Origin of the sequence: Burkholderia sp. BCC0405 (genome assembly GCF_902833075.1) — a bacterium.
Lineage (GTDB): Bacteria > Pseudomonadota > Gammaproteobacteria > Burkholderiales > Burkholderiaceae > Burkholderia.
In genome coordinates, this window is sequence record NZ_CADFEO010000023.1 from 60,993 (window position 1) to 79,533 (window position 18,541).

The 18,541-nt window shown below is 68.0% G+C and carries 19 protein-coding genes; 9 read left to right on the forward strand and 10 right to left on the reverse strand.

From position 1 onward, the window contains the following. Nucleotides 1–51: 51 nt before the first annotated feature. Entirely contained in the window at nucleotides 52–3,111 is a 3,060-nt protein-coding gene (locus tag HWX36_RS30085; RefSeq protein ID WP_175957392.1) for an FAD-binding and (Fe-S)-binding domain-containing protein, read from the forward strand. 93 nt (nucleotides 3,112–3,204) lie between these two features. Here HWX36_RS30085 and HWX36_RS30090 read toward each other — a convergent pair whose 3' ends face one another. From HWX36_RS30090 to HWX36_RS30100, 3 genes are all read right to left on the reverse strand, one after another. Further along, nucleotides 3,205–3,507 carry an XRE family transcriptional regulator gene (locus HWX36_RS30090; protein ID WP_175957394.1) on the reverse strand — a complete coding sequence of 101 codons (303 nt, stop codon included), beginning with the start codon at nucleotides 3,505–3,507 and terminating at the stop codon, nucleotides 3,205–3,207. A 93-nt stretch (nucleotides 3,508–3,600) separates the two neighbouring features. Continuing rightward, nucleotides 3,601–4,755 (reverse strand): branched-chain amino acid ABC transporter substrate-binding protein, encoded by a 1,155-nt coding sequence (locus HWX36_RS30095; protein WP_175957396.1) that lies wholly within the window; start codon nucleotides 4,753–4,755, stop codon nucleotides 3,601–3,603. 639 nt (nucleotides 4,756–5,394) lie between these two features. Further along, nucleotides 5,395–6,294 (reverse strand): DMT family transporter, encoded by a 900-nt coding sequence (locus tag HWX36_RS30100; RefSeq protein ID WP_175957397.1) that lies wholly within the window; start codon nucleotides 6,292–6,294, stop codon nucleotides 5,395–5,397. 57 nt (nucleotides 6,295–6,351) lie between these two features. On the opposite strand from HWX36_RS30100, the gene HWX36_RS30105 reads away from it, so the two are divergent. The 3 genes from HWX36_RS30105 to HWX36_RS30115 all read left to right on the forward strand — a co-directional run bounded on the left by HWX36_RS30105 (nucleotide 6,352) and on the right by HWX36_RS30115 (nucleotide 8,785). Then, nucleotides 6,352–7,338 (forward strand): LysR substrate-binding domain-containing protein, encoded by a 987-nt coding sequence (locus HWX36_RS30105; RefSeq protein ID WP_175957399.1) that lies wholly within the window; start codon nucleotides 6,352–6,354, stop codon nucleotides 7,336–7,338. A 183-nt stretch (nucleotides 7,339–7,521) separates the two neighbouring features. Continuing rightward, a complete protein-coding gene (locus HWX36_RS30110) occupies nucleotides 7,522–8,190 on the forward strand; it encodes a nitroreductase (RefSeq protein ID WP_175957401.1) in 669 nt (222 codons plus the stop codon). 112 nt (nucleotides 8,191–8,302) lie between these two features. Beyond that, nucleotides 8,303–8,785: a sodium:proline symporter gene (locus HWX36_RS30115; RefSeq protein ID WP_175957403.1), complete on the forward strand. Its 483-nt coding sequence runs from the start codon at nucleotides 8,303–8,305 to the stop codon at nucleotides 8,783–8,785. Here HWX36_RS30115 and HWX36_RS30120 read toward each other — a convergent pair. The 5 genes from HWX36_RS30120 to HWX36_RS30140 all read right to left on the reverse strand — a co-directional run bounded on the left by HWX36_RS30120 (nucleotide 8,737) and on the right by HWX36_RS30140 (nucleotide 13,701). Then, nucleotides 8,737–8,901 carry a hypothetical protein gene (locus HWX36_RS30120; protein ID WP_175957405.1) on the reverse strand — a complete coding sequence of 55 codons (165 nt, stop codon included), beginning with the start codon at nucleotides 8,899–8,901 and terminating at the stop codon, nucleotides 8,737–8,739. The genes HWX36_RS30115 and HWX36_RS30120 overlap by 49 nt on opposite strands. A 127-nt stretch (nucleotides 8,902–9,028) precedes the next feature. Then, nucleotides 9,029–9,673, reverse strand: a complete 645-nt coding sequence (locus HWX36_RS30125) for a glutathione S-transferase (RefSeq protein WP_175957407.1) — start codon at nucleotides 9,671–9,673, stop codon at nucleotides 9,029–9,031. A 110-nt stretch (nucleotides 9,674–9,783) separates the two neighbouring features. Continuing rightward, nucleotides 9,784–10,956: a porin gene (locus HWX36_RS30130; RefSeq protein WP_175957409.1), complete on the reverse strand. Its 1,173-nt coding sequence runs from the start codon at nucleotides 10,954–10,956 to the stop codon at nucleotides 9,784–9,786. Between the two features lie 254 nt (nucleotides 10,957–11,210). Continuing rightward, entirely contained in the window at nucleotides 11,211–11,723 is a 513-nt protein-coding gene (locus HWX36_RS30135; protein ID WP_175957411.1) for a DUF4262 domain-containing protein, read from the reverse strand. A gap of 124 nt (nucleotides 11,724–11,847) precedes the next feature. Beyond that, on the reverse strand, nucleotides 11,848–13,701 hold the full coding sequence (locus tag HWX36_RS30140) for an ABC transporter ATP-binding protein (protein ID WP_175957413.1): 1,854 nt from the start codon (nucleotides 13,699–13,701) through the stop codon (nucleotides 11,848–11,850). On the opposite strand from HWX36_RS30140, the gene HWX36_RS30145 reads away from it, so the two are divergent. From HWX36_RS30145 to HWX36_RS30160, 4 genes are all read left to right on the forward strand, one after another. After that, entirely contained in the window at nucleotides 13,701–14,189 is a 489-nt protein-coding gene (locus HWX36_RS30145) for a hypothetical protein (protein ID WP_208457830.1), read from the forward strand. The genes HWX36_RS30140 and HWX36_RS30145 overlap by 1 nt on opposite strands. 102 nt (nucleotides 14,190–14,291) lie before the next feature. Next, nucleotides 14,292–14,663, forward strand: coding sequence for a CidA/LrgA family protein (locus HWX36_RS30150; protein ID WP_175957417.1), 372 nt, complete (start codon nucleotides 14,292–14,294; stop codon nucleotides 14,661–14,663). Next, nucleotides 14,660–15,394 (forward strand): LrgB family protein, encoded by a 735-nt coding sequence (locus HWX36_RS30155; RefSeq protein ID WP_175957419.1) that lies wholly within the window; start codon nucleotides 14,660–14,662, stop codon nucleotides 15,392–15,394. Before HWX36_RS30150 ends, HWX36_RS30155 begins: the two co-directional genes overlap by 4 nt. Nucleotides 15,395–15,631: 237 nt before the next feature. Next, a complete protein-coding gene (locus HWX36_RS30160; RefSeq protein ID WP_175957421.1) occupies nucleotides 15,632–15,937 on the forward strand; it encodes a hypothetical protein in 306 nt (101 codons plus the stop codon). A gap of 82 nt (nucleotides 15,938–16,019) precedes the next feature. Here the strand turns inward: HWX36_RS30160 and wrbA are convergent, their stop codons facing one another. Together wrbA and HWX36_RS30170 are read right to left on the reverse strand one after the other, a co-directional pair. Next, the gene (gene wrbA, locus HWX36_RS30165; protein ID WP_175957423.1) at nucleotides 16,020–16,622 is read right to left on the reverse strand and encodes an NAD(P)H:quinone oxidoreductase; all 603 of its coding nucleotides are present in this window, start codon (nucleotides 16,620–16,622) and stop codon (nucleotides 16,020–16,022) included. Between the two features lie 61 nt (nucleotides 16,623–16,683). Continuing rightward, nucleotides 16,684–17,409: a pirin family protein gene (locus tag HWX36_RS30170; protein WP_175957425.1), complete on the reverse strand. Its 726-nt coding sequence runs from the start codon at nucleotides 17,407–17,409 to the stop codon at nucleotides 16,684–16,686. Nucleotides 17,410–17,537: 128 nt separating this feature from the next. On the opposite strand from HWX36_RS30170, the gene HWX36_RS30175 reads away from it, so the two are divergent. After that, on the forward strand, nucleotides 17,538–18,455 hold the full coding sequence (locus HWX36_RS30175; protein WP_175957427.1) for a LysR family transcriptional regulator: 918 nt from the start codon (nucleotides 17,538–17,540) through the stop codon (nucleotides 18,453–18,455). Nucleotides 18,456–18,541: the final 86 nt, after the last annotated feature.

Consider the following 18,541-nt stretch of genomic DNA (forward strand, 5'->3'; position numbering starts at 1 on the left):
GTTTCGGCCGCGCGAGCCGGCCGGTTCCACCCACACTGCCGCTTCTGCCCCATGTCGATCGTCTCGTTGCCCCGTCCCGCCAGCCCGCCCGCGCAGGCATACCGTGACTTTCTCGCCGCGCTGCAGGCCGCCGGATTCGCCGGGGAAATCCGCGCGGACCACGCGAACCGGACGGTGCAGGCCACCGACAACTCGATCTACCAGCGCCTGCCGCAAGCGGTGGTCTGCCCCGCGCATGCGGACGACGTCCGGCTGCTGGCGCGGCTGCTCGCGGAGCCCGCGCATCGCGACGTCGCGGTGGCCGCGCGCGGCGGCGGTACGGGCACCAACGGGCAATCGCTGACCGACGGCGTGGTCGTCGACCTGTCGCGCAACATGAACCGGATCCTCGAAATCGACGTCGAGCAGCGCTGGGTGCGCGTGCAGGCCGGCGTCGTCAAGGATCAGCTCAATGCGGCGCTGAAGCCGCACGGGCTGTTTTTCGCGCCGGAACTGTCGACGTCGAACCGCGCGACCGTCGGCGGGATGATCAACACCGACGCGAGCGGGCAGGGCAGCTGCACGTACGGCAAGACGCGCGACCACGTGCTCGAGCTCGATTTCGTGCTGATGGGCGGCGAACAGTTGCACAGCGACGCGCTCGCGGACGACGAGCTGGAGCGCCGCTGCGCGCGGCAGGACCGCATCGGCAAGGTCTACCGCACCGCGCGGCGCATCAGCGACGACAAGGCGGCGCTGATCGAAGCGAAGTTTCCGAAGCTCAATCGCTGCCTGACCGGCTATGACCTCGCGCACCTGCGCGAACCCGATGGCCGCTTCAACCTGAACAGCGTGCTGTGCGGCGCCGAAGGCTCGCTCGGCTTCGTCGTCGAGGCGAAGCTCAACGTGCTGCCGATCCCGAAGTATTCGGTGCTGGTCAACGTGCGCTATGCGGGCTTCATGGATGCGCTACGCGACGCGCGCGCGCTGCTCGCGCACCAGCCGCTGTCGATCGAGACGGTCGACTCGAAGGTGCTGCTGCTGGCGATGAAGGACTTCGTGTGGAGCAGCGTGGCCGAGTATTTCCCGCAGGACGACGCCCGGCCGACGCTCGGCATCAACCTGATCGAATTCAGCGGCGACGACGCGGATGACGTCGATGCGCGCGTGCGCGCGTTCGTCGACCATCTGCGCACCGATACGAGCGTCGAGCGCCTGAGCCACACGCTCGCGGCCGGCGACGACGCGGTGAAGCGCGTGTATGCGATGCGCAAGCGCGCGGTCGGCCTGCTCGGCAACGTGCAGGGCGAGGCGCGCCCGCAGCCGTTCGTCGAGGACACCGCGGTGCCGCCGGAGAACCTTCCCGCGTATATCGCCGAATTCCGCGCACTGCTCGACGGCCACGGGCTGCAATACGGGATGTTCGGGCACGTCGACGCGGGCGTGCTGCACGTGCGGCCGGCGCTCGACATGAAGGACCCGAAGCAGGCGGCGCTGGTGCGGCCCGTGTCGGATGCGGTGGCGGCGCTCACGCAGCGCCATGGCGGCCTGTTGTGGGGCGAGCACGGCAAGGGCGTGCGCTCCGAATATGCGCCGGCGTTTTTCGGCGAGCTGTATCCGTCGCTGCAGCAACTGAAGGCCGCGTTCGATCCACACAACCAGTTCAACCCGGGCAAGATCGCGACGCCGCCGGACCCCACGATGCGGCTGCTGAAGATCGACGAAGTGCCGACGCGCGGCGACCACGACCGGCAGATCGACGAACGTGTGTGGCAGCGCTACGGCACCGCGATGCACTGCAACGGCAACGGCGCGTGCTACAACTTCGACCCGGACGATGCGATGTGCCCGTCGTGGAAGGCGACGCGCGAACGCGTGCAATCGCCGAAGGGGCGTGCGTCGCTGATGCGCGAATGGTTGCGTCTGCAAGGGCAGGCCGGCGTCGACGTCGTCGCGGCGGCGCGTGCGCGGCAGCCGTTCCTGAGCGGCCTTGCCGCGCGCTGGCGCAACAGCCGCGCGGCGCGCAACGGCGAAGCCGATTTCTCGCACGAGGTGTACGACGCGATGGCCGGGTGCCTCGCGTGCAAGTCGTGCGCGGGGCAGTGCCCGGTGAAGGTGAACGTGCCGGAGTTTCGCTCGCGCTTTCTCGAGCTGTATCACCAGCGCTACCTGCGGCCGCTGCGCGACTACCTGATCGGTTCGCTCGAATTCACGATGCCGTGGATGGCGCGGGTGCCCGCGCTGTACAACGGGCTGATGCGGGCGGGATGGGTGCGCACGGTGCTTGAGCGGCACGTCGGCATGGTCGACAGCCCGCTGCTGAGCCGTTTCGATCTCGCGGCCGTGATCCGTCGATGGCGCGTGAAGCCGGCCGACCCGCAGGCGCTCGCCGCGCTGAGCGACGCGCAGCGCGCACGCAGCGTCGTCATCGTGCAGGACACGTTCACGCGCTATTTCGATACCGAGCAACTGGCGACGCTGATCGAGCTGGCGGCGCGCATGGGCTTTCAGGTGTGGCTCGCGCCGCTCGCGCCGAACGGCAAGGCGCTGCACGTGCAGGGCTTTCTGCGCGCCTTTGAGCGCGCGGCGATCCGCAATGCGACGCAGCTGGCCGCGCTGGCGCGCTCGGGCGTCGCGCTGGTCGGCCTCGATCCGGCGATGACGCTCACGTATCGGCAGGAATACCTGAAGGTGACCGGGCTCACCGATGTGCCGAAGGTCGCGCTGCCGCAGGAATGGCTGCTGCAGGCACTGCCGGAAGACGGTACGGGAGCGGGCGCCGGCGGCGTGCCCACGGCGTACCGGTTGCTGCCGCACTGCACCGAGAAGACCCATGCGCCCGACAGCGGCAAGCAATGGGCGCAGGTGTTCGCGCGACGCGGGCTGCGTTTGCAGGTCCAGGCGGCCGGGTGCTGCGGGATGTCGGGCACCTACGGGCACGAGGCGCGCAATCTCGCGACGTCGAAGACGATCTATTCGCAGTCGTGGGCGGCGCACGTGGACGGGCCGGAGGACGAAGGCGAGGCGCTGGCGACCGGGTATTCATGCCGCAGCCAGGTGAAGCGGATGTCGTCGAAGCAGGTGCGCCATCCGTTGCAGGCGCTGCTCGATCACGTACGGGCGGCGGGGTGACGATCGGGCGTGGCGTTTCGCGTTGCCCGCGAGATGACGTTCGTTTCAGCGTCGAGCGGTAGGCGCCGTGCCGCTGTCGACGCACGCCTGTGCTCAGGCGTCGGCTTTGGCCGTCTTTCCGGAGTGCGGCTTGTCTGCCGCGGGAAACGCGCCGCCGCCGCGCGGCCGTTTCGGATCGATCCGCATCTGCCGGATCACGCGTCGGAAATCGATCTCGTGCGCCGCCATCGTGCCGATCAGTGTCGCGATGACCGCGAGGTGGGACGGGACCGTGCCCTTGCTCGAGTAGTTCGTGATCGAGCTTTCGTTCATCCGGATCAGGCGGGCGAACTCGCGCGCCGTCAGCTGTGCCTTCTTCAACTCCTGTTGGAATTCCGCATACGCCATTGCACACATGATGCTTTGTCTCCGTGAATCAGAAATCGGCCCGCGCGGCGCCGGCGCCGACGACGACGGGTGGCGTTCCCGTCGTGCCGGCGCGGCGGCGGGTTACATCTTCACCTGGTCGAGGAAGGTCTTCTTGCCGCTCTTGTAGCCGTAGATCGAGATGATCCCGTGCGTCAGATCGCCCTTCGCATCGAACGTCGTCGTGCCGATCACGCCTTCGTACTTCGTCGCCGGCATCGCCGCGAGGATCTTCGCCGGATCGGTCGAGTTCGCGCGCTTCATCGCGTCGACCGCGATGTAGACCGCGTCATACGCGAACGGCGCATCGAACTTGACGCCCTGGTTGAAGCGCTTCTGGTACTTCGCGAGGAAGGCCGCGCCGCCCGGCATCTTCTCGAGCGCAGCGCCGGCCTGCGAGCACAGCACGTTGTCGGCCGCCGGGCCGGCCAGTTCGGCGAGCGAGTCGGTGCACACGCCGTCGCCGGACAGGATCTTCGCGCGCAGGCCGAGCTGCTTCGCCTGCTTCGCGAGCGGGCCGCCGGTGGCGTCCATGCCGCCGTACATGATCGCGTCCGGGTTCTCGCCCTTGACCTTCGTCAGAATCGCGCGGAAGTCGACCGCCTTGTCGTTGGTCGCGTCGTGCGACAGGACCTTCAGGCCGAGCGCTTTCGCCTTCTTCTCGAACTCGTTCGCGAGGCCCTGGCCGTACGCGGTCGAATCGTCGATCACCGCCACGCTCTTCACGCCCTTCGACTGCGCGTAGCTCGCGAGCGCCGGGCCTTGCTGCGCGTCGGTCGCGACGACGCGGTAGGTCGTCTTGAAGCCTTGCTGCGTGTAGGTCGGGTTCGTGGCCGACGGCGAGATCTGCACGATGCCCGCGTCGCTGTAGATCTTCGACGCCGGGATCGACGTGCCCGAGTTCAGGTGGCCGATGACGGCGACGACCTTGTCGTCGACCAGCTTCTGCGCGACCTGCGTGGCCTGGCGCGGGTCGGCCGCGTCATCCTGCGCATCGAGTTGCAGCGTGATCTTCTTGCCGCCGATCGTGAGCCCCTTCGCATTGATTTCCTCGACCGCGAGGCGCGCGCCGTTCTCGTTGTCCTTGCCGAGGTGCGAGATGCCGCCCGTCGTCGGTTCGACGCTGCCGATCTTCACGACCTGGTCGGCCATCGCGGTCGACGCGGCCGCGAACGCGGCGGCAGCCAGTGCGACGGTGACCAGGGGTTTGCAGCGCATGCCGACAGTGCTTCGTTCCATCTGCCTTCTCCGATTTGAATGTCTTTCTATTGACGTCTCGACCGGCCGACGGCGAGGTCGGGGCGATCGGACGAGTCTCCATAGCCATCATGGGCTTCACTTGCATCGCGTCCGGCCGCTCGACGCGCCGCCCGGGTGAGCGGGCAAATCGGGGCCGGATACGGTGCAATTCGTGTGAATATATATGAAGCCGATTTTGCGCGCTGCAGCGAATCGCGTTGCGGGGCGGGTGCAGCACGGCCGGCGTCCGGCATTCGAAGGCGCCGGATGCCGGAAATCGTGCATCGCGGCAGGCTACAGCCTGCGATTCACTGTCGACGGCCTTACGGCCGCATCCATTATTCGGCCGGTGGCCGGGACGAAGCCATGGACACTGATGTGCGGTCAATCCGGAACTGTTCGGTCGATTTGTCTGCACAGTTTGGGCGATTTCGATTGCGCATCCGGTTGCGGGGCCATGCTTCCTCGGCATCGACGTGCGCTTTGATGCAACTAACGGTCAAGCTCGGTGGCGTCGGCGAACTGGCGCCGATCGACCGCCCACGCGACGCGTTCGGCTTCGCAGATACCGGAGTTCGTCCTGGCCGGCCCGCTTGCGGATCGCCGGGGCGATCGGGCCGGCCCGATGCGGCGTCGAGCCTACGAACGTCCGCGCAACGCCACGAAGATCACGCCGGCAATCGCCAGCAGGCCGCCGCACACCGTCTCGATGCCGGGCCGCTCGCCTGTCAGTGCCATCGACAGGAGCGTCGCGACCGCAGGCGTCAGATAGAGGAAGTTGGCGGCGCGCGCCGCGCCGAAGTAGCCGAGTGCGAACGTCCACGTCGCGTAACCCAGCGCGGCTGGGAAGATGCCGAGCGTCAGCACGGCCAGCGTCGTGTCGCGCGACCCGCTGCCCAGCGCCGCGAGTGCGCCCGGCAGCCACGGTGCGAGCAGCAGCGCGCCGGCCAGCAGCGTGTACGCGGTGCAGGCCAGCGCGCCGTATACCGGAATCAGCCGCCGCTGCAGCACGAAATAGCTGGCCGAACACAGGGCCGCGCCGAGAATCAGCGTGCTGCCGGCGCCGAGCACGAGGCCGCCCGGTTGCCCGCGCGCGATCACCGCGATGCCGGCGAGGCTGACCAGCGAGCCGAGCCAGCCCCAGCGATTGAAGCGCTCGCCGAGAAACACGGCGGCCAGCAGCGCCGTGAAGATCGGCAGCGTGTTCACGATGAAGCTCGCCGCGCCGGCCGAGACGGTCTGTTCGCCGGTATTGAGCAGCGCGTTGTAGAGCGCGATGCCGAGCAAGCCGCACAGCAGGAAGCGCAGTGCGTCGCTCCGTGTCGGCACGCGTGGCCGCCGCGCGATCAGCCACGCGACGATCAGCACGGCCGCGGTGGCGAAGCGCGCCGCCGCGAGCTGCAGCGGAGTCAGGCCATGCAGGCCGATCCGGATGAACGGGAAAGCGGACGCCCACGAAACGATCGTGAAGGCGACCGCGCCGGCCGCGATCAGCGGCTGTCGCGCAGGGCGCGACGACGGTGTGGAGAGTGTGTTCATGCGGCAATGATGCGATGTGGCAAGATGCTAAGCTAGCGCACAGATCAGCACGCAGATATGACCATGATTCACAGCTCGAGCCGGCGGACGGCCAGCGCTTCAACCCGCGCGAAGCGCGCGCCGGCAGCGTCGCCCGCCGCGGCGCCAGCGCCGGGTTCGCGGCCGCCGCTCGCGAGCCTGGAGACGGTGTGCACGGTCGCGCGCGAGGGTTCGTTCCTGGCGGCGGCCGATGTTTCCGGCGTGACGCACGGCGCGATCAGTCGGCGGGTGGCCGCTGTCGAAAACTGGCTCGGGCTGAAGTTGTTCGAACGTCATGCGCGCGGCGTGCGCCTGACGCCGGACGGCCAGCGCTTCGTCGGCCGGATCGAACAGGCGTTCGCGATCATCGACAGCGCGGCCGATCAGTGGCGCTCGCCGCGTACGCCGCGACTGGTCAGGATGAGCGTGGTGCCGGCCTTCGCGCAGCTCTGGCTGTTCGAGCGCCAGCATGCGCTCGAGAGCGAGGCGCCCGCATTGCGGATCGAACTCGGCATCGATCTTCGCAACGTGGATATCGCCGGCGGCGAAGCGGACTTGTCGGTCCGGTACGGGCGCGGCAACTGGCGTCAGCTCGAGACCCGCGCGTTCATGCCGGAGCGGCTCTATCCGGTCGCGCATCCGCGGCTCGCCGCACAACTGGCCAAGGCGCGCCGCCGGCGCGGCGATGCCGCGTTGCTCGACCTGCCGTTGCTGCACGATTCCGATGTGACCGGCTGGCGCACGTGGTTCGATGCATTGGGCGTGCCGTTCAAGCCGCGCGCGCAGGATCGCCGTTTCGAGGATTACAACCTCGTGCTCGCCGCGGCCGAGGCCGGACTCGGCGTGGCGCTGGCGCGTGTACCGCTCGCCGACGCCTATCTCAAGCGCAGCGGCCTCGTGCGCGTGAGCCGGCACGAGGTCGATTCGGTGCTCAGGTATTACTTCGTGCACGCGAAGGGGGAAAATCGGCCTGAGGTGCTGGCGTTGATGGAGCGGATGCGAGCGGCGGTGGGGGCAGAAGGTTAGCCGGCCTGCCGCCGCGAGACCTGCCACGGTGCGCCGGCGGGGGCGAAGAAAGCGTTGTGCGATATGGGGCACTAGGCTCGGGCCGCCGGATCGACGACAATGCGACCGCGAATAACGATGAGGTGGAGCGATGAACGAAATTCGAAAATACATGCATCCGTGCGGATGCAAGCGAGGTCAACAATGAACAAGCCAGACAAGTCGTCGAAAGCGCGTGCCGCGCTCGACCAGCTGTTTTCGGGCATGGCGCCCGCGGATGCGACGCGCGCGTCGCGTCCGGGCAATCCGTTCGAAGCGAACGCAAACGAGGCATCCACTGGCACGGGCGGCCGCGGCGGGATCGAAGTCACGCTGTCGACCCGGATCCAGTTGCGCGGCTATCCGAATGCGAACGCATTCATGAAGCGCATGGCCGAAGCCTGGGGGCTGGAGTGGGGGATGTACGACAGCGTCAAGGCCATCGCGACGCTGCCCGCCGGATGGCGAGCGCGCCGGCTTCCGGAAGTCACGCAGATCCTCGACGGGCACGACGTGCTGCGCGCGGAGAGCAGCCTGCAGGGCGGCGAGATGTCGTATCTGAAAGTGCATCCGCGCTATTACATCGACGCACGCAAGGGGCTGGGCTGGGGCAAGTCATCGAAGGCGTCCGACGATCCGGATCTCGACGGCCCCGACTGGAACTGCTTCGTGATCGATCGCGAAAAAGCCATCGAAGTGCACGAATTGACCACCTCGTCGCTGAAAGCCGACATGGACAACGCGCGGGCGACGTTGGTGAAATGGCTGGACGAGAACTATCCGAATCATCGCGATCCTTTCGCGTACTGGACGGATTGCGAAGGGGCGTCGTAATTTTGCGTGGTGGCCCGGTTCGGTATCGCGGGCACACGCTGCGCGACCGGCGCCGTAGCCGGCGGCGCGCAGGCCGCTTCGAGGCATCGGCCGGTTGCGACGGGAGCGTCAATTGAAACGAGCCGGTTTCGTCCCGGTGCTCTGGGCAGCGTTCGGTGCAGCGTTCGGTTCGACGGTCGTCGAGCTGCTGCTCTGGCCGATCGTTGGCGACGACGCCATCGCGAACCTGTTGCGCGACGCACGCCTCACGGCGGCGATCGTGATGGGGCGCGGCGTGCTCGGTGCATCGGCCGGCTTCGATCCACGGGTCATGGCGGTCGCGACCCTCGTGCACCTGGTGTTGTCGCTGGCCTACGCGGCCGTGCTGGCGAAGGTGATGCGCAACCTGTCGCTTGCGGCCGCGCTATTCGCAGGCGGCGCGTTCGGCCTCATCCTGTACGGCGTCAACCTGTACGCCTTCACCGCGATCTTCCCGTGGTTCATCCCGGTTCGTGGCGCGATCACGCTCGTGGCCCATCTGGTATTCGGGATCACCGGAGCAGTCGTTTACCGCCTCGCCACGCGCCATGCCGGACGCCAGCCGCGGCAACGATAGTCGCGGTTGCCCGTGTCGATCATTTGCACCATTTCCACCACTTCGATCGCGTCGCCCGCTTCAACCGGATGGAGCATTGCCGCTTCGGCGTACCGATCGGCGGCGGCTTTCGCCATGGCGCGTTTCCTGGCACCGCCGGCCACGGATTCGACGGCATGCATCCGTTCGGCGGCGTGAGCGGATTCGGTGGAATGCGCCGACGTCAGGCGGTGTTTCCGCGCAGATCCGCGGCCAGCGCATCTGCTAATCGAGCCGCCCGCGCAAGTCGTCGAATGGAATCATCACGTGCGTGCGATAGGCGGGCCGCGCCTTCAGCCGTTCGTACCAGGCTTGTACGTGCGGGAGGTCCGGCCGTGCGATGTCGAGTTCGAAGTAGCGATACAGGTGCGTGCCGGCCGCAATGTCGGCGAGCGTAAGCGCGTTGCCCGCGAGAAACGGTTGCCCGGCCAGCGCCGCATCGAGCGTCTGGAAGTGCTGCGCGCACGCCGCGATGCTCTGCTCGATGCGCGTGGTGTCGCGCTGCTCGGGCGGCGTCCGGAAGTAGCCCCGGAACACGCAGTTCAGGAACGTCGGCTGCAGCGTGGATTGCGACCAGTCCATCCAGCGGTCGGCGCGTGACTGTTCGGCCGGGTCGTCGCGCCAGAATCCGGGGCGTCCGTAACGCGCGGCGAGGTAGCGCAGGATGCAGTGCGATTCCCAGACGACCGTGCCACCGTCGTCGATCACGGGCACGCGCCCGTGCGGGTTCATCGCGAGAAAAGCGGGTGTGTCGAGCACGCCGAACTGGCCGCCGGCCGGTATGTGCCGATGCGCGAGCGCGAGCTCGTCGACGAGCCACATCACCTTCTGGACGTTGAATGCATTGCGGCGCCCCCATACGGTCAGCATGCCGGCCTCCTTGTGTCGTGCGGAACGGGATCGCGACAGTGTAAACGCCGAAGGCGCGCACCGCGGTGCGCGCCTTCGGCTATCGTCGTTGCCGCCGCGCGGCGGCGCGATCAGAACTTGTGGCGAATCCCGACGATCGCGAGCTCCTGCGTATCGGTGCCGGAGTTCACGCCGTACGAGCCGACCGACGCGGCGGCCTTCACGACCGCGCCGTTCGCGTTGAGCGTGTTGCCGCTCGCCTTCTGGTAGCCGAACAGCGCATACAGGTCGGTGCGTTTCGACAGCGCGTAGTCCGCGCCGAGGTTGACCTGGTTGTAGTGCGCGGAACTCGGCCCCGTCAGCGACGTGTAGTTGTAGCCGACGCCCGCGCGCAACGCCGGCGAGAACTGCCAGTTGAAGAACGCCGAGCCGTTGTTGAACTTCGCGTTCTGGCTGAACGCCGACAGCGTGTCGGCGCCGTACTGCGTATTCGAATACGCAAGGCCGAAGGTGGCGGGCCCGGCGACGTACTGGCCGGCCACGCGTACGATCTGGATCGACTTCGCGCTCGAGAAGCCCTGGTTGATCACGGTGTTGAACAGCGTGTCCGAGCTGCTCGACCACGTGCGCACGCCGTTCGCGACGGTGGAGCCGCCGTTCGCGTAGAAGAAGCCGGCGCCGAGTGACAGCGGGCCGTTCGCGTAGCTTGCGCCGAAGCTGTACGTGCGGCCGCTGCCGGTGGCGCCCGCGACGCCGCCGAAACCGTACAGGCCTTCGAACTGGAAGCCCGAGATCAGCGGGCTCGTATACTTCACCGAGTTGCTGACGCGCAGGCTGTTGTCGTAGTTGTCGAGGTCGCCCGGCGTCGCGAACACGCCGCCGAAGTAGTTGTCCTGCGTGAGGCCCTGCACGAGATCGACGACCGGATCGTACTGGCGGCCGAGCGTGACGGTACCGTACGTGCTGCTCGCGAGGCCGACGACGGCCTTGCGGCCGAATTCGCGCGAGCCCTGGCCGAGCGCACCCGTGCCGATGTTGAAGCCGTTTTCGAGCTGGAACAGCGCGGCCAGGCCGCCGCCGAGATCCTCGGTGCCGCGCAGCCCCCAGCGGCTACCCGACAGGTTGCCGCTGCTGAATTTGACGAGGCTCGACGCGTTGCCGCCGTTCGCGTTTTGCGCGTTGTGCACGTAGGCGATGCCCGCATCGGCGATACCGTACAGCGTGACGCTGCTTTGCGCGTGAGCGCCGGCTGCGTGGAGCGCGGCCGGCAGCGCGAGCAGTGCGAATGAACGGATCTGTTTCATTGTTGGATTCCCCCGTTGGTCGATGGGTCTGACGAGTCGGTGAACGATACGGACAGCGCATCGTCGAGGGAACCAATAAATAGTCGGATCGTTATGAGGCGGTGCGGGGATGGATGCGCGCGCAACCAGATGGCGGCTGGTGCGCAGGGGCGCTATGCGTCGTGCCGCCGCGACGCGTTTCCCGGCACGAGCGTCATCCGCTGCCGGCGCGAGTCGACGCCGAGCGTCGCGTGCCGCGCGATCCGGCGCGGGGATCACGGTCGACCGTCGCCCGATACGTACAGCCGCGGCTGCGCCGCATTCAACGCGTCGTCCGCTTCCGGCTGCCACGGAAAGATCCCGTTGCGGTCCGGCCACAGCAGCTGGACGCACGGGAAGTCGTCGTTGCCGTAGAACCAGCGATTCCAGCCGAGATGGGCTTCATAGTGGGTCTTCTCGACCGGCATGAGGAGCGCGTTCGCGTTGGCATAGACGGACGCGGTGACTTCGCCGACCGGCGGCGGCGTGCCGGCCGCGACCATCCGGTAGACGTCCCACAGCACGTCGTGGACGATGCGCGCCGGCAGCGAGAACACGATGATTTCCGGAAAACCGTGGTTCACCCACAGTCCGGTCGTGAACGAGAACCCTGGATTGTCCCCTTCCGCGAACACTTCCGTGCGGAACCATCCGTGCTGGCGAATCTGGTTCACGAATCGCTGCTCGGCTTCCTCGAGCACCGAATCGGGCGCGTCGAGTGCAGTGGCGATATCCGGTCGCGTGGTCATGACGGCTCCTTGGATCTGCATCGTGCGACAGGACGCCGGGCGATGGCGTCCGGCCGGCGGGAAAGCGACCGCGGCCGGGTTCGCCGCCGATCGCCGCGCCGCCATGTTGCCACGGCGGTACCGTTTACTGCTCCGCGCCTTCCGCGTCCGCCGTTTCACCGAGGAACCCGCCGCTCTGGTGCGCCCACAGCGCCGCATAGATGCCGCCCGCCTGCAGCAACTGCTGATGGGTGCCTTCCTCGACGATGCGCCCTTCGTCGAGCACGATCAGCCGGTCCATCGCCGCGATCGTCGACAGCCGGTGTGCGATCGCGATCACCGTCTTGCCGCTCATCAGGCCGTCGAGGCTGCGCTGGATCGCGACTTCGACCTCGGAATCGAGCGCGCTGGTTGCCTCGTCGAGCACGAGGATCGGCGCGTCCTTGAGCATCACGCGCGCGATCGCGACGCGCTGCCGCTGGCCGCCCGACAGCTTCACGCCGCGCTCGCCGACCTCGACGTCGTAGCCGCTGCGGCCGTGGCGGTCGCGCAGCCGGTCGATGAACTCGGACGCTTCCGCGCGCGCGGCCGCGTCGCGCATCTCGCGCTCGGTCGCGTCGGGGCGCCCGTACAGCAGGTTTTCGCGCATCGTCCGGTGCAGCAGCGACGTATCCTGCGTGACCATCCCGATCGCGCCGCGCAGGCTGTCCTGCGTCACGTGCGCGATGTCCTGCCCGTCGATCCGGATCGTGCCGCCGCCCACGTCGTAGAAGCGCAGCAGCAGGTTCACGAGCGTCGACTTGCCGGCGCCCGAGCGGCCGATCAGGCCGATCCGCTCGCCGGGCCGGATCGTCAGGTTCAACCCGTCGAATACGGCGCGGTCGTTGTCCTCGTGCGCGAACTGCACGTTGTCGAACACGATCTCGCCGCGCCGCACCGCGAGCGGCTTCGCATCGGGCGCGTCGACCACGCTGTGCACCTTCGTCAGCGTGTTGATGCCGTCCTGGATCGTGCCGACGTTCTCGAACAGCTCGGTCATCTCCCACATGATCCAGTGCGAATAGCTCGACAGGCGCAGCGCCATCGCGATCACCGCCGCGACGACGCCCGCGCTTGCCTCGCCGTGCATCCACAGAGACAGCGCGAGGCCGGTCGAGCCCACCAGCAGCAGCGTCGACAGCAGGTGATTGACGACCTCGAACGCGCTGACGAGCCGCATCTGCGCGTCGCCGGTCGCCTTGAACGCTTCCATCGCGCGGCGCGCGTGGTCGGCTTCGCGCCGCGTGTGCGAGAACAGCTTCACGGTCGTGATGTTCGAATACGCGTCGGTGATGCGGCCCGTCATCAGCGCGCGCGCATCGGCCTGGCGGCTGCCGACGGCGCCGAGGCGCGGCACGAAATACGCGCATGCCAGGCCGTAGCCGAGCGCCCACAGCGCGAGCGGGATCATCAGCCGCCAGTCGAAGCTCGCCGCGAGCGCGAGGATGCCGATCAGGTACGCGGCGACGCCGATCACGACGTCGACCGACATGAACAGCGCATCGCGTACCGCGAGCGCGGTTTGCATGATCTTGGTGGTCACGCGGCCCGCGAACTCGTTCGCGTAGAACGACAGGCTCTGGTCGAGCATCAGCCGGTGAAACAGCCAGCGCAGCCGCATCGGGAAGTTGATCGCGAGCACCTGGTGCTTGACCATCGTATGCAGCGCGATCAGCAGCGCACTGCCGGCGAGGATCGCCGCGAACCCGGCGAGCGTGCCGAAGTGCCGGCCGCCGAAATCGGCAGGCGATGCGGACGCGAGCCAGTCGACCACGCGGCCCATCATCGCGAACAGCGCGGCTTCGTACGCGGCCAGCGCGGCCGACGTCAGCGCGATCAGCAGGATCCAGCCGCGCGCGCCCTTCGTGCACGCCCAGACGAACGAGAAGAAACCCCGCGGCGGCGTGGCGGGATCGTCGAGCGGGAAAGTCGGCAGGCGCCGTTCAAACCACGAAAACATTGAAACCTCTCCTTGATGCGTCCACGCCGGCCGGCGCGGCCCGTATTGCCCGTTTCATGCGCGACGCCTTCGACGGCGACGCCGTGTTGCACACATGTCCACTGCGCCCGGATCCATGCGTCGGTCGGGCCGAGCGCGCCCCGTGCCTGCGCATGGCGCCCGAGCGTCGTGGACAGCCGCTTCTTCCATTTGTGCGCGATGAAGCCGAAGCGGCGCGGCTCGATGTCGGGCGGCGGCGCGGCTCGGCCGGAACGTCCGTCTGGCCGACGATCGCGTCGTTGTCGCGCCGCTCGGCGGCCAGTGTCGCATCGATTCGATCCCGTTGCAGGCCGGTTGCCCTGGGGCGGCTGTCGCGCGAGGTAAGTGCGTTGCCGCCGTCGACGATCACCGGGGGCGCGGGCCGCACCGCACGCGCGACGCACGGAATCACCCGGTCAGCCGGCAGCGTCTTCCCGCGCCCGCACGCGGCGATGTTCGATCGCGCATGAAGTTGGTACGATCGCCCGTATCGTTCACGCCGGCGCCGCAAGCCGCCGGCCATCGGTCGCGCGGCCGCCCGGCAGCGCGGCCCCGTTCGGGAGAAGCGGCTCATGCTGCAGGCGTTCGCGGTCTTGCTGACCTTCCAGTGTCTCGGGGAAGGCGTGTCCTACCTGTTCGGCCTGCCGGTGCCGGGCCCCGTGATCGGCATGCTGCTGCTGTTCGGCTTTGTGATGCTGCGCCCTCAGGTGGCCGACGCGATCGAGCCGACCGCGCTCGAGCTGCTGCGCCACCTGTCGCTGCTGTTCGTGCCGGCCGGCGTCGGCATCATGGTGTCGGCCGGCCGCGTGCGCGGCGATGCGGTCGCGGTCGTCGTCGCGCTGGCGGTCAGCACCACGCTCGCGATCGCCGTGACCGCGCTCGTCACGCGCGCGCTGCTGCGCCGCCAGCGGCGCGCGGGCGGTGCGGCGGAGGGTACGCGTTGACGGCCTTCCCGAAACTCGGCGCGATCTGGGTCTATCTCGCCGCGACCCCGCTGCTGGGCCTGACCATCACGCTGATCGCCTATCTGCTCGCGCAGGCCGTCTATGCGCGGGCGCGCTTCAACCCGCTCGCGAACCCGGTACTGATCGCGGTCGCGCTGATCGTCGTGCTGCTGACGATCACCCATACGCCGTATCCGACGTATTTCGAAGGCGCGCAGTTCGTCCACTTCCTGCTCGGCCCCGCGACCGTCGCGCTCGCACTGCCGCTGTACCGCCAGTGGTCGAAGCTGCGCCGCGCCGCAGTGCCGCTGCTGGTCGGCCTGCTCGCGGGCTCGCTGACCGCGATCGTGTCGGCGGTCGGCATCGCGGCGCTGTTCGGCGCGTCGCACCAGACGATCGCGTCGCTCGCGCCGAAGTCAGCGACGACGCCGATCGCGATGGCCGTCGCCGCCGAAATCGGCGGGATTCCGTCGCTCACCGCGGTGCTCGTGATCTCGACCGGGATCTTCGGGGCCGTGTGCGCGCGCGGGATCCTCAACGTCCTGCGCGTCGACGAACCGGCCGTGCGCGGGTTCGCGCTCGGCGTCGCGTCGCACGGGATCGGCACCGCGCGCGCGTTCCAGGTCAGCGAGGAGGCCGGCGCGTTCGCCGGGCTCGGGATGGGGTTGAACGGCGTGCTGACGGCCTTCGTCGTGCCGATCCTGCTGCCAATGCTGTCGCGCTGGATCTGAGCGCCGGCCGGGCCGCGCCGGGTTATCGGTTTCCCTGATGGCGCGCGCGGGACGCCGGAACGGCGGCGCATGCGGTGCGCATGTATCGTGGCCGTTATCGGGAGAATTCAGGAACGCACAGGGACAAGTGCATACTGTTCGGCTAACGTTGCATCGGCGCCGTTGTCGCAAGCGGTCGAGTGCGCGCCGGTGTCCGACCCACAACCAACAATCGACAATCGACAAGGAGATCCGGCCATGAAGAAGGCTCGCGTGGTTTCGGTGGCAGTGGCAGTAACGGCGTCGTTCGGTCTGCTGTTGACCGCCGCGCCGGCGGCATACGCGCAGGATCCGGCGTCCGCGCCGACGCAGAAGCAGATCGACAAGGCGCAGAAGAAGGCAGCCCGCAAGGCCGCCCGGGCGAAGCATGCGTCGGACCTGAAGGCGATCGGCACGGGCAGCGGCTACCGGCTGACCAACGACCAGAGCAACTATCCGCAGAATGCCGTCTCGAAGGCGCCCGCGACGAAAGCGGCGCCGGCCGCCCCGGCGTCGGGCCAGTAACGGCCGGAGCCGGTACCCGGCACGAACGGCGCCGGATCGACCGGCGCCGTTCGTGCGGGTGCGGGGCCGCGAGGCCGCCGTGTTACGACGCGAGCTTGCTCGCGAGTTCCGCGACGTGCTTGCCCTGGTAGCGCGCGATGTCGAGCTCGTTCGCGCTCGGCTGGCGGCTGCCGTCCGCGCCGGCGAGCGTGGTGGCGCCGTACGGCGTGCCGCCGGTGATTTCGTTCATGTTGACGAGGCCGCTGCATGCATACGGCACGCCCACGATCACCATCCCGTGGTGCAGCAGCGTCGTGTGGAACGACGTGATCGTCGTTTCCTGGCCGCCGTGCTGCGTGCCGGTCGACGCGAACACGCTGCCGATCTTGCCGACGAGCGCGCCCTTCATCCACAGGCCGCCGGTCTGGTCGAGGAACGTGCGCATCTGGCCGGCCATGTTGCCGAAGCGGGTCGGCGTGCCGAAGATGATCGCATCGTAGTCGGCGAGTTCGTCCACCGTCGCGACCGGTGCCGCCTGGTCGACCTTCACGCCGATCGCGCGGGCCTGGTCGACGGGAATCGTTTCCGGCACGCGCTTGAGCGCGACCTCGACGCCCGCCACCGATCGTGCGCCTTCCGCGATGTGCTGCGCCATCGTTTCGACGTGTCCGTAGGACGAGTAGTAAAGAACGAGTACCTTGGCCATGTTGCGAATCTCCGATTAAAAGGGCCCCGCGTTCAGCGGGGCCCGGTTTCCCGAACAGGCTTCATGCCCACTCGGCCGTGACTTCGACCGGACGCAGGTCGAACGCCAGCACTTCGGCATCCTTCCCGTCGGCGAACGTCAGCGCCTGTTCGTCGCGGATGCGCACGCCGTCGCCTTCGCCGAGCGTCACGCCGTTGACCGTCACGCTGCCGCGTGCCACGTGCACGTAAGCAAAGCGGTTCGGCGCCAGTTCCAGCGTCGCGCGTTCGTCACCGTCGAACAGGCCCGCGTAGATCCGCGTGTCCTGCCGGATCTTCAGCGAACCGGCGTCGCCGGCCGGCGATACGACGAGCGCGAGCTTGCCGCGCTTGTCGTCGGCCGTGACGTTCGTCTGCTGATAGCGCGGCTCGGCACCCTTTTCGGACGGCCCGACCCAGATCTGCAGGAAGTGGACCGGCAGTTCCGGCGAGTGGTTGAACTCGCTGTGGCGCACGCCGGTGCCGGCGCTCATCAGCTGCACGTCGCCCGGCACGATCACCGAGCCGGTGCCCATCGAGTCCTTGTGCTCCAGCGCGCCGTCGAGCACGTACGACAGGATCTCCATGTCGCGGTGCGGGTGCGTGCCGAAGCCGCGGCCCGGGGCGACGCGGTCGTCGTTGATCACCAGCAGGTCGGAGAAGCCGACCTGCTTCGGATCGTAGTAATTCGCGAACGAAAACGAATGACGGGAGCTGAGCCAGCCATGCTCCGCACGGCCACGTTGGTTTGCTGCACGGATTTCGATCATGATTTTTGTTCCTCAAGACGCCGGACCTCGGAAGTGGGCCCGGCCGTTCGTTGAGATGCATCTTAGGTCAATCGATTTGACAAATAAATCGCTGTAGAGATAATGACTGTCGCTATGGAGTGGACAATATGGAACTCAACGATCTGAGGATCTTCGTCGCGACGGTCGATGCGGGCAGCTTCACGGCGGCGGCCGACCAGTTGATGCTGTCCAAGCAGTTCGTCAGCCGGCGCACGATGGCGCTGGAGGCGTCGCTCGGCGTGCGGCTGTTGCACCGGAACACGCGCAACCTCGCGGTGACCGAATCGGGGCAGGAGTTTTATGTGCGCGCGCAGCGGATCCTCGCGGAGATCGCCGACGCCGAGCAGGCGATGTCGGTGCGCAGCACCGAGCTGCACGGGTCGCTGAAAATCAGCGCGCCGCTGTCGTTCGGGATCACGCACGTGTCGCCGCTGATCGCCGAATTCCTGTCCGCGCATCCGGCCGTGCGGCTGAACCTCGACCTGACCGACCGGCGCGTCGACCTGATCGGCGAGGGCTTCGATCTCGTGCTGCGGATCGGCTCGCTCGAGGATTCGACGTTGATCGCACGCCCGCTCGGCGCGTGGCGGATGGTCGCGTGCGCGAGCCCCGCCTACCTGAAGCGGCAGGGCACGCCGCGGACGCCGGCCGATCTCGCCGGCCATACATGCGTGCTGTACGGGCGCGAGCGGCGCATCGGCTGGGAATTCCGTGTCGACGGCGTGGCGCGCACGTTCGACGTGCAGGGGCCGCTCGTCGCGAACAACGGCGAAGTGGTGCGCGACGCGGCGATCGCGGGGCTCGGCATCGCGCTGCTGCCGGATTTCATCGTCGGCGGGGCGCTCGACAGCGGTGCGCTCGTGCCGGTGCTCGACGCGTATGCACCGTCGCCGATCACGCTCAATGCGGTGTTTCCGCAGCATCGGGAAGGGTTCGTCACGCTGCGCACGTTCATCGGGTTTCTCGCGGAACGGCTCGGCGAGGCTGCGCCGGCGGCGAAGGGCGGGGCCGGGCGGGCGCGGTAACGGACGGGGTTGCGGGGAATGACGGCGCCATTCTCCGCATAATTTGCGGAGAATATTGAGTCATGCGGGGAATCGGTGAGATAATC

Coding starts and splice junctions, on each gene's coding strand:
- HWX36_RS30085 (WP_175957392.1), top strand. CDS start 52: ATGTCGATCGTCTCGTTGCCCCGTCCCGCCAGCCCGCCCGCGCAGGCA.
- HWX36_RS30090 (WP_175957394.1), bottom strand. CDS start 3,507: ATGTGTGCAATGGCGTATGCGGAATTCCAACAGGAGTTGAAGAAGGCA.
- HWX36_RS30095 (WP_175957396.1), bottom strand. CDS start 4,755: ATGGAACGAAGCACTGTCGGCATGCGCTGCAAACCCCTGGTCACCGTC.
- HWX36_RS30100 (WP_175957397.1), bottom strand. CDS start 6,294: ATGAACACACTCTCCACACCGTCGTCGCGCCCTGCGCGACAGCCGCTG.
- HWX36_RS30105 (WP_175957399.1), top strand. CDS start 6,352: ATGACCATGATTCACAGCTCGAGCCGGCGGACGGCCAGCGCTTCAACC.
- HWX36_RS30110 (WP_175957401.1), top strand. CDS start 7,522: ATGAACAAGCCAGACAAGTCGTCGAAAGCGCGTGCCGCGCTCGACCAG.
- HWX36_RS30120 (WP_175957405.1), bottom strand. CDS start 8,901: ATGGCGAAAGCCGCCGCCGATCGGTACGCCGAAGCGGCAATGCTCCAT.
- HWX36_RS30125 (WP_175957407.1), bottom strand. CDS start 9,673: ATGCTGACCGTATGGGGGCGCCGCAATGCATTCAACGTCCAGAAGGTG.
- HWX36_RS30130 (WP_175957409.1), bottom strand. CDS start 10,956: ATGAAACAGATCCGTTCATTCGCACTGCTCGCGCTGCCGGCCGCGCTC.
- HWX36_RS30135 (WP_175957411.1), bottom strand. CDS start 11,723: ATGACCACGCGACCGGATATCGCCACTGCACTCGACGCGCCCGATTCG.
- HWX36_RS30140 (WP_175957413.1), bottom strand. CDS start 13,701: ATGTTTTCGTGGTTTGAACGGCGCCTGCCGACTTTCCCGCTCGACGAT.
- HWX36_RS30150 (WP_175957417.1), top strand. CDS start 14,292: ATGCTGCAGGCGTTCGCGGTCTTGCTGACCTTCCAGTGTCTCGGGGAA.
- HWX36_RS30160 (WP_175957421.1), top strand. CDS start 15,632: ATGAAGAAGGCTCGCGTGGTTTCGGTGGCAGTGGCAGTAACGGCGTCG.
- wrbA (WP_175957423.1), bottom strand. CDS start 16,622: ATGGCCAAGGTACTCGTTCTTTACTACTCGTCCTACGGACACGTCGAA.
- HWX36_RS30170 (WP_175957425.1), bottom strand. CDS start 17,409: ATGATCGAAATCCGTGCAGCAAACCAACGTGGCCGTGCGGAGCATGGC.
- HWX36_RS30175 (WP_175957427.1), top strand. CDS start 17,538: ATGGAACTCAACGATCTGAGGATCTTCGTCGCGACGGTCGATGCGGGC.